General features: G+C 33.6%; 7 protein-coding genes and 1 pseudogene. All 8 read right to left on the reverse strand.

Annotation, left to right across the window (positions count from 1 at the left end):
* Positions 1-472 precede the first annotated feature (472 nt).
* The 8 genes and pseudogenes from ACTCDL_RS10895 to ACTCDL_RS10930 all read right to left on the reverse strand — a co-directional run bounded on the left by ACTCDL_RS10895 (position 473) and on the right by ACTCDL_RS10930 (position 10,042).
* Complete coding sequence (locus tag ACTCDL_RS10895; RefSeq protein WP_463176510.1) at positions 473-1,546, reverse strand: PTS fructose transporter subunit EIIC; 1,074 nt, start codon at positions 1,544-1,546, stop codon at positions 473-475.
* A gap of 179 nt (positions 1,547-1,725) precedes the next feature.
* Positions 1,726-2,704, reverse strand: a pseudogene (locus tag ACTCDL_RS10900) (PTS fructose transporter subunit EIIC); the annotation flags it as partial.
* Between the two features lie 213 nt (positions 2,705-2,917).
* Entirely contained in the window at positions 2,918-3,229 is a 312-nt protein-coding gene (locus ACTCDL_RS10905; protein WP_463176511.1) for a PTS fructose transporter subunit IIB, read from the reverse strand.
* Positions 3,230-3,243: 14 nt separating this feature from the next.
* A complete protein-coding gene (locus ACTCDL_RS10910; RefSeq protein ID WP_463176512.1) occupies positions 3,244-3,708 on the reverse strand; it encodes a PTS sugar transporter subunit IIA in 465 nt (154 codons plus the stop codon).
* 5 nt (positions 3,709-3,713) lie between these two features.
* Positions 3,714-5,726 carry a BglG family transcription antiterminator gene (locus ACTCDL_RS10915; protein WP_463176514.1) on the reverse strand — a complete coding sequence of 671 codons (2,013 nt, stop codon included), beginning with the start codon at positions 5,724-5,726 and terminating at the stop codon, positions 3,714-3,716.
* Positions 5,727-6,236: 510 nt separating this feature from the next.
* On the reverse strand, positions 6,237-7,952 hold the full coding sequence (locus ACTCDL_RS10920) for a phospho-sugar mutase (protein ID WP_463176515.1): 1,716 nt from the start codon (positions 7,950-7,952) through the stop codon (positions 6,237-6,239).
* Positions 7,953-8,002: 50 nt separating this feature from the next.
* On the reverse strand, positions 8,003-9,049 hold the full coding sequence (locus ACTCDL_RS10925) for a type I phosphomannose isomerase catalytic subunit (protein WP_463176516.1): 1,047 nt from the start codon (positions 9,047-9,049) through the stop codon (positions 8,003-8,005).
* 24 nt (positions 9,050-9,073) lie between these two features.
* Entirely contained in the window at positions 9,074-10,042 is a 969-nt protein-coding gene (locus ACTCDL_RS10930; RefSeq protein ID WP_463176517.1) for an ROK family protein, read from the reverse strand.
* Positions 10,043-10,304 lie beyond the last annotated feature (262 nt).

Below are 10,304 nucleotides of genomic sequence, written 5' to 3' on the forward strand. Positions count from 1 at the left end.
TGAGAAACGTAAGCGAAAAACAACTTTAGACAGATTGATGGAATATACTATTCCATTGACTAATTGTCAAAATTCGGCTTAAGTTAACGCGTATGATTTATAATTAAAATTATAACATAAATAATATTTTGATGCATTAATTTAATTATATTTCCGCAATTGTTTAAGAAACTTTCTCTCTTTTTAATCTCTTAAATAAAAATACCTAGCCCAGAGGTTAGTACTAACCTCTGGGCTAGGTATTTAATCAACTCTTCTATTAATTTTTTAGTTAAATTAAAGACCTTTAATTTGCTTAATCTCTTCTTGAGAGTAACCCAATTCCTTTAATTCTGCTTTGAATTTAGCTAAATCTCTAATATAAGATTTAATCAATTTGCACTCTCCTATAAGCTCATATTCACCAAGGGATGCTGGTAATAAAAGAGTTTCTCTGCTATAACTACTTATTATCTTATAAAAATTCTTATTATTAATCTAAATCAAACTCTAAATCCAACTCATCTTCCTCTACTTCTATCTCTGATACCTCTTCTGTAACCTCTTTTTTCAACATATTTACCATCAAAGCACTTACTAATACTCCTACTACAACAGCCACAATAAACATTAATCTATTATCAACTACTGGTAAAACTATTGGACCTCCATGAGGGGCATGATCGCCTACTCCACTCACAGCAGCAATTGCTCCACCTATAGCAGAACCAGTTACAATAGAAGGAATAACCCTAATTGGATCTGCCGCAGCAAAAGGTATAGCTCCTTCAGTAATTCCTATTAACCCCATAAAAAAGGCACCTTTACCAGCTTGGCGTTCTTGGGATGTATACTTATTTGGTGCTAAAGTTGTTGCTAATGCCATTGCTAATGGTGGGATACAGATTGCAACAGCAATTGGACCCATAACTGTGTAAACTCCTTGCTCAATTAATCCAGCACCAAACAAGAAGGCTGTCTTATTAATCGGTCCACCCATATCAAAAGCAATCATTGCCCCTAAAATAATTCCAAATACTATTTGACTACCATCACTCATAGCTTGTAACCAACCTGTCAATCCAGCCATAAAGTTACTAATCGGTACACCTACTACATATTGCAATAAACTTCCAACAATAATTGTAGATAATAGAGGAATAACAAAGATAGGCATAATAGGTCTTAAAATATCAGGTACAGACCAACCTTTAATCCAATTTGCTATAAAACCAGCAATAATACCAGCAATAATACCACCTAAAAATCCTGCTCCTATCTGTCCAGCTAAATAACCTCCAATCATACCTGGAGCTAAACCAGGTCGATCAGCAATTGAATAAGCTATATAACCGGCCAAAACTGGAACCATCATTGTAAATCCTGCTACACCTAAATTTAATAAATTCTCTAAAATTGGATTAGTTACATCTGCTCCTGAGCCAGCCTTTACACCACTTAACATAATTGAAAAGGCAATTAATACTCCACCTGCAACGACAAAAGGAATCATATGAGATACACCAGTCATCAAATGTTGTCTAATTTGATTCAATGTTTTTTTCATGGTTACACCCCTTTTATTAGATTTAGTACTTAATTTTTATAAAGATTATGTTTTTGGCAAGTTTAGATTTTAAATATTCTAGAACTTTAAACAGAACAAATTAGACCACTAACTCATATCAAATTCTAAATCTAGCTCTAAATCTTCTACATCATCTTCAACTAAATCCTCTTTATCATCTTCTACCTTCTCTTTTTTGAGTAGATTAACTACAATTGCTGTAGCAAAAGAACCTGCCAAAGTGGCTATTACATAGAAAATCTTACCTTCTACTACAGGTAAAACTATCCATCCACCCCATGGTGCATGATTTAAAACTCCCATTAAAAAAGCAATTACATTCCCTATAATTCCACCTACTACAATTGAAGGTAGAACTCTTAAAGGATCTGCTGCTGCAAAAGGAATTGCTCCTTCAGTAATACCAATCATGCCCATTAGTAATGCTGCTTTTCCTGCTTCTTGTTCTTCAGAAGAGTATTTTTTTGGAGCTAAGAATGTCGCTAATCCCATTCCAATTGGTGGTGTACAAATGGCTACTCCAACTCCTCCCATCAGCCATGGATGCTCTCCAACTTGTGTTTGAGCAAATAAAGTTGCTACTTTATTAATAGGTCCTCCCATATCAAAGGCTGTCATTCCACCTAAAATAGTTCCCAGCAGTACTTTCCCACTATCTTGCATTGAATTAAGCCAAGTATTTAAGAAGTTCATCATGGCTGCAATAGGAGTTCCTATTACCCACATTACAACCCCACACACTATAAAGGTTCCAAATAAAGGAAAGATAAAGATAGTTGAAAGTGATCTCATGTTAGATGGTAATTTAATTTTTTTAAGCATATTAACTACATAACCAGCTAAAAACCCTACAATAATTGCTCCTATAAATCCCGTCTTATAATTATTAACCGCTATCCACGTACCAATCATTGCAGGAGCTAACCCAGGTCGATCAGCTATAGAGTAAGCAATATAACCACCAAGTATAACTGTAAAAAGAGTTAATCCTGCAATCCCCATATCAGATATATCTTTTAATATTCCACTATCAGGTACAGCACCTTTTCCACTGAGCATTACTGCTAATGATAAAAGTACTCCACCAGCCACAATAAATGGAATCATATGACTTGTTCCTGTCAAAAGATGCTTTTTTAAATCTGAAAATGTCTTTTTCATAAACTTACACCCCTATTTAATTTATATTTAGACTATTGAATAAATCAAATTAATTTAACCTTATAACCTTATTAAATATTATCCAATTTATTCAATAGCCTATGTCAAGAATTATATAGAGGATCTCATAATTACTATGTTACTTATTCCTTAAAAGACTAGGCATTATATTACAAAATCCTCAAAATTCTATTCCCCAAACTTTTCAATTATCTTATCAATAATTTGATCAGCATGCTTAATTGCTTTTTGGACATCAAGTTTTAACTTTGGCATACTTTTAAATCTTTCTGGGTTAGATATATTAACATCTGCTGCTATGATTACTGCTACAGCCTCTTTTACATCCTCTTCAGTAATCTGGTTTTCAATTCCAATTGAGCCTTGAGTCTCTACTTTAATCTCTACTCCTTTTTTCTTAGCACTCTTCTCTAATGATTCTGCTGCCAAATAAGTATGTGCCACTCCTGTAGGACATGCTGTAACTGCTAAAATCTTCATTTATACCACTCCTTTTAATTATTTATTGTTGAAAACATTTTAGATAAGATATCATTAATATCCTCTGTATTTTCAGCAGATATTAAATTGTCCTTAAACTCTTCATTTAATAAATTTCTAGATAAAGTTGATAAAATCTTTAAATGCTCATTTGATTCACTCTTAGCTGGAACTGCCAATAAGAAGACCAATTTTACTGGTTTATCATCAAAAGACTCCCATTCTACTGCTTCTTTAAGCCTTGCAAAAGCTATTGCCGGCTTATCAACTCCCTCAGATTTCCCATGAGGGATAGCAATTCCATATCCAACCCCTGTACTTGACTTCTCCTCTCTCTCAAATACAGTTTGCAGGTACTCAGCTACTGAATTTAAATTACCATTTCTATCAATCAATTCACCTAATGATTTGATTATACTATCTCTATCTTCACCTTCCATATCAAGGACAATTAAATCTTCATTTATTAAAGAACCCATCTCCATCACCTCTTAAATAATAAATTTTTTATATCTTCTTTTGTATTAGCTCTTTTAATTGCTTCTAATACTTGCTTATTGTCGAGAATTCTATGAAAATATCTGAAAAAATTCTTAGATTTTTCTTTTTCTAAAGCTAGTAAGAGAATAATACTTACTGGCTCATTTCCCCATTTTACTGGCTTGGCTAAAGTAGCTACTGCTATCTTAGAGTTTAAAACATAACTTTCTCTACCATGGGGAATAGCTACCTCATTTCCTACAGCAGTAGATGTTATCTTTTCCCTCTCTAATGCTGAAACTACAAAGCCTTCTTCAACTAATTCTTTATTTAAAAGCTCAGTGCTCAATCTTTTAATAAGCTCCTCTTTTGAATCCAAATCTAAATTTATATAGATCAGCTCATCATCAAACAACTCTTTAATCTCATCAGATACCGATTCTAATTTTAACTTTTGATTCTCTTTATCTTTGACTAAATAATTAATTTTACTTTTAATCAACTTAATATCATCTTCTGTCAACAAAGCACTAACTTGTACTACAGGTTTAGAAATATCATTTATCGGAATGGTACTAACAATTATATCTACACCTTCCAATTCTCTATTTTTTAATTCATGTACCGATATTAAATCAACTATCTCTATCCCAGCTAACCGCTTTCTTAATCTAGTTGCTACCAACTGAGAAGTACCAATTCCACTACTACATACAACAATCACTTTAATCTTATTGTTGTTTCTTTCTAAAGCAGCACCTAAGTGTAATGCTATATAACCAATCTCTTCTTCATTGACTTTAATCCCTAAATGCTTCTCAAAAACTATACTAGTAGCCCAAGCAGCCCCAAAGATACTAGGATAATTATTCTTGATTTCATCTAAAATTGGATTTCTAAGGCTCATTCCATATTTTAAGCGATTAATAGCAGGTCTTAAGTGTAAAACCAATCCTAATAATAACTGCTCATCCTCGCTTAAATTAACTCCCAACACATCACCTGCCATATAAATAATATCCTTAGCAATTTCAATTACCTTCTGGTCTGTATTTTCTAAAACATCATTTATATCCTTACTGATAATGTTCTGTTGTACTTTGGAGCCTAAAATATGGAGAGAGATATAGCCTAATTCCGCTTCTGGTATCTGCACATCCAACTCTTCTTCTAAACTCTTAGCTATTATTTTGGCAATTTCAAACTCTTCTGTCTCTTTTAAAGAATTTAACTGTTCTCTTTCCATTTTAATATCTTTTCCTCTAATTAACCTCTTTAAGCTAATAGCAATATGAATAACTAATCCTACAAAAGCTTCATCAGTAAATACAAAGTCTGACTCTCTTTCTATCTGCTCTAAAATATTCTCAATTTTTCTAAAATTAATATCTTTAAAAAGTTCTCGTAATTGTTGATAAGTTTTATTATCTATTCTACTATCTATTATTGTTGGGTCAGTTACATCTTCTAGCATCGCTTTTAATTCTTGATTATCTTTAAATTGAGCCAATAGATCAGCTACTGCTCTTCTCCAATTCTTCTCTTCCCCTTTAACTTCAACTCCATAATTCTGCTTTCTCTCTAAAATCAAATCATATTTATTCAGCCATTTTTCCACATCTTCTAAATCATTATAAATAGTAGTTCTACTAACATATAACTCTTCACCTAAACTTTTCATTGTATACTTATTTTCAGACTGCAATAAGCATTTTAGAATATACTTCTGTCTAGTTTCTGAAGAAAAAGGGGCTCTATAACCTTCAGAACTAAAGAGTTCATTCTTTAATTCATTCTTATATTCAGGCTTAACCTCCAACCAAACTCCCACTCTAGGTTTCTTAATCAACTTAATTTCATCATTATTTAAGACATCTTCTAGCTTCTTTAGATCACTTCTAATTGTCCTAGCAGATACTTCAAACTCCTCTGCTAAGTCTTTGATAGTAATTGCCTCTTCTTGATCTAATAAAATTGACAATATCTTAGTACTTCTTTCATTTGGTAATGCTAGCATCTTTATCACCTTATTATTTGTTGTAGTTTTCCACTATTATTTCCGGAAAAACCCTACTAATGAGGAAATTAGTTAACTATCTTCTTTAAGCTTAATCTTATTATACTACATAAACCCTTGTTTTTCTAGGCTTCAAAAGCCATAATACCTTCCGCTTTAATACGGAAACTCTTTACAAATAACTCCCTCAATTCTGTAGGCGTGTGAATTTGAAATGAAATATTAGTGGTATATTGGACACTTTCGTATCAGTTGACAGTGTACGGTGGACAGTGGACAGTTAAGTTCAAAAGCTCATACATCACCCCTCTCTTCATCTCAAGCGAGGGGAAACCAATATTTTAACATCTGTAAATTAATAACATCATAGCTTTATGACATTGGAATTAGGATCAGATGTGAGAAATATCGCATTCTCTAAAAAAACATATATTTAAATGAGTAAAAAGTCTGTTCTTTACTCATCACTTATTAAAAAAGGCGAGCTAATTGCCCGCCATTAGTATTTTATTATTTAATTAACTCCATTACAGCTTCCTTTAAATTAGCCAATTTCTCATCAGCAGCTACATTGCTATCTCCTACAACGGAGAAGTAGAATTTAATTTTCGGTTCTGTCCCAGATGGTCTAACTGTTACTAAGCTATCATCTTCTAATAAAAATTGTAATACATTAGATTCTGGCAAATCGATAGTTTTCTCTTCTCCAATAGTTATATCATATTCTTTACTGACCAAATAATCCTTGATAACTACTACCTTCTGTCCATTGATTTCTGCTGGACTATCTTCACGCAAAGATTTTAATAAAGAAGCAATCTTTTGCTTTCCTGCTTTTCCTGGCATCTTAATTGCTTCTAGATCTGCTTTATAATAGCCATACTCCTCATACATTCTCATCAACTCTTGATAAAGGGAACTACCTTGAGCTTGATAATAAGCTGCCATCTCAGCAATTAACATTGTTGCTACTATAGCATCTTTATCGCGAGCATGAGTCCCATATAAATAACCATAACTTTCCTCAAAACCAAATAAATATTCTCTATCATACTTTCCTTCTTCAAATTCTCTAATCTTCTCACCAATATATTTGAATCCTGTCAAGGTATTCATTACATCAAGGTTATATTTTTTAGCAATAGGATTAATCATCTCAGTTGTTACCACAGTTTTGATAACCACAGCATTATCAGAGACCTCATCTAAAGACTTAACTATGTATTCAGTTAATAATATTCCAACTTCATTACCATTTAAAAAGACCCAATTATCAGCAGTATCCTTGACAGCAATACCTACCCTATCTGCATCTGGATCATTAGCCATAACCAATTGGGCATCTGTTTGATCAGCTAATTCAATCCCCATCTCAAAAACATTAGGCTCCTCTGGATTAGGATAAGCTACTGTAGGAAATTCTGGGTCTGGTGCTTCTTGTTCTTTGACCACATGTAAATTCTTAAAACCTAATTCCTTTAAGATTCTCTGTACAGGAATATTACCAGTCCCATGTAATGGAGTATAAACAAGATGAAAATCATCAGCCACTTCTTTGATTACTTCAGGATTTAAAGATAAATCCTTTAAAGTTTTGATATACTTATCATCCATCTTAGGGTCAATAATCTCAAATAATCCTTCTTCTCTAGCTACTTCTTCCGAAATAATCTTTACCTCTTCAAAGTTCTCAATAGCATTGACTTCAGCAATAATACCTTTATCATGAGGTGGAACAATCTGACCTCCATCTTCCCAATAGACCTTGTAACCATTATATTCTGGCGGATTATGACTTGCTGTCAGCATTATACCAGCAGTAGCACCTAATTCTCTAAGGGCAAAGGATAATTCTGGAGTTGGACGTAAATCATCAAATAAATAAGCCTTAATCTCATTAGCTGCTAATACCAATGCAGCTTCTATAGCAAATTCTCTAGATTTATATCTAGAATCATGAGAAATCACAACTCCCTTAGCTTTATCACCATTTTTAGCAATATAATTGGCTAATCCTTGAGTAGCTTTTCTAACTACATATTTATTAATTCTATTGGTTCCAGCACCAATAACTCCCCTTAATCCACCAGTTCCAAAGTCTAAACTGGTATAAAATCTATCTTCAATATCTTTTTCATTTCCACTAATTTTTTCTAACTCTTCTTTAGTCTCTCGATCGAAATAATCATTATTTAACCATGCTTGATATTTATTTTGGTAATCCATTATAAATACCTCCGTTTATTGTATATTTTAACTATTATCAATAGCAATATTTAAAGACCTTTAATCTGCTTAATCTCTTCTTGAGAGTAACCTAACTCCTCTAGTTCTGCTTTTAATTCAGCTAAATCTCTAATATAAGATTTAATCAACTTACACTCTCCTACAAGCTCATATTCACCAAGGGCTGCTGGTAGTAAGAGAGTTTCTCCTGCTTTTAGTTCCAACTCTCCGCCCTCGTAAGAAAGCTTTGCCTTACCTTCTAATCCCATCAATACATAAAAACGTTCATTGTTAGTATCAGCACTATACTTCTCACTTATCTCCAGAGTTTCTGTAGTAAAGTAAGGGCAGGCTACTAAAATAGTTCTGGTATAACCATCCTCTTTTATCTCTAAGCCAACTACCTTCTCTTCGGCTTCTGCGCCAAATTCAATTACATCTAAGGCAGACTCAATATGTAAATCACGAGGCTTGCCATCTTGCCCCATTCGATTCCAGTCATAAACACGATAAGTAGTATCTGAGTTCTGCTGAATCTCAGCAATTAAAATACCTTCTTCAATGGCATGGACAGTTCCTGATGGCATATAAAGAACATCTCCAGCCTCTACATTTATCTCAATTAAGTTCTCTTCTAATCTTCCCTCTTTAATAGAAGCAGCAAACTCATCCTTATCTACTTCAGGCTTGACCCCATAGACCAATTTAGCATCTTCTTGGGCATCAATCACATACCACATCTCTGTTTTCCCTAGCTCTCCATTTTCATGTTCAAAAGCATACTCATCATCTGGATGCACCTGTACTGATAGCTTATCATTGGCATCTAGGATTTTGATAAGTAAAGGAAATTTTTCATAATAATCCTCTTTTGCTTCAACCCCTAGAATCTTTTCTCTCTCTTCTCTGATTGCTACCATTAAACTCTTTCCTGCTAAGTTACCATTACAAATTACACTTGTACCATTCTCATGGGCTGCTATCTCCCAACTCTCTCCGATTGATCCTTTAGGTAACTGCTTAGAGAATTTCTCTTCTAAGGCTCTCCCTCCCCAGATCTTTTCCTTATAAATAGGTTCAAACTTTAATGGATACATTATTTTATCATCCTTTCTATATTGTTATAATAAACCTAGATTCACTAAAGCAGTAGCCACTGCCCCCTTAACTCCTACATCACTACCTAACTGAGCAGTAGTAATCGTTGTAGCTTCTGCTAAGAAATCTAAAGCTCTAGCTTGAACAGTCTCTTTGACCTTAGCCTCAAATAAATCCCAAGAAGCAATAACTCCACCACCAATAATGATCTTTTCAGGGTTGAAGTTATTAATTAGATTGGCTAGCCCTATCCCTAAATAGTTTGCTATCTCATCGATTATCTCTTGGGCTAGCTGATCCCCCTTGTAAGCAGCCTCTGCCACAGTGGCACCATTAACCTCTGCTAGATCATCTACCAATTGAGCAATTAAAGTATCTTTACCTGATTTTACAGCCTCTTGCCCCATTCTACCTAAGGCAGTACCAGAAGCTAAGACCTCAAAACAACCATAATTCCCACAACCACATTGCAGATTACTATGGGGGTCTAAAGTAGTATGCCCTACTTCACCTGCTCCACTACTTACTCCATGAACGATCTTATTATCAATTATTACTCCAGCACCAATACCAGTACTGATAGTTATATAAATCAAATCACTAACATCTTTTCCTGCTCCAAACCACTTCTCTGCTAAAGTAGCAGCATTGGCATCATTCTCTAAGAATACTGGTACTTTAAATTCTGATAACTCTGCTAAGACATCTACATTCTCTAAATCTAAATTAGGAGGATTGACAATTACTCCTGTTTTGACATCTAAAGGACCTGGACTACCTAACCCAATTCCTTTAACTGCTTTCATTTCAACCTCTGCTTCTTCTAAAACATTATAAATAGTTTTTTTGATGTTAGCAAAGATTCTATCCTTACCCTGCTTAGCCTCTGTAGGTACTTTACATTTAGCTATAATATTTCCCTCTAAGTCTGCTAGCGCAGTTAAAATCTTGGTACCACCTAAATCAACACCTACTACATAAGATTTATCCATCTCATCACCTCATTCTCTCTATAATTTTAATTATTTTCAAGCAGTTAACTTAAAACTCTTTCGAGACCTGTAGTCTAAAATCCTGTTCTTATTTAATTTTCCAACCATCTAAGCTTAATTGAATTATATGTAAAATCACTTTTTAAAATAATAGGTTGTTGAATAATTATTTTTTTAAGTTTAGCATTAAAGTTTTGATCTTATCTTTTATGGTTTGGAAAAGTAAACGGTACTTCATTTTAGATATAAAATTATCAATTTA

Source organism: Orenia sp. (assembly GCF_055140805.1).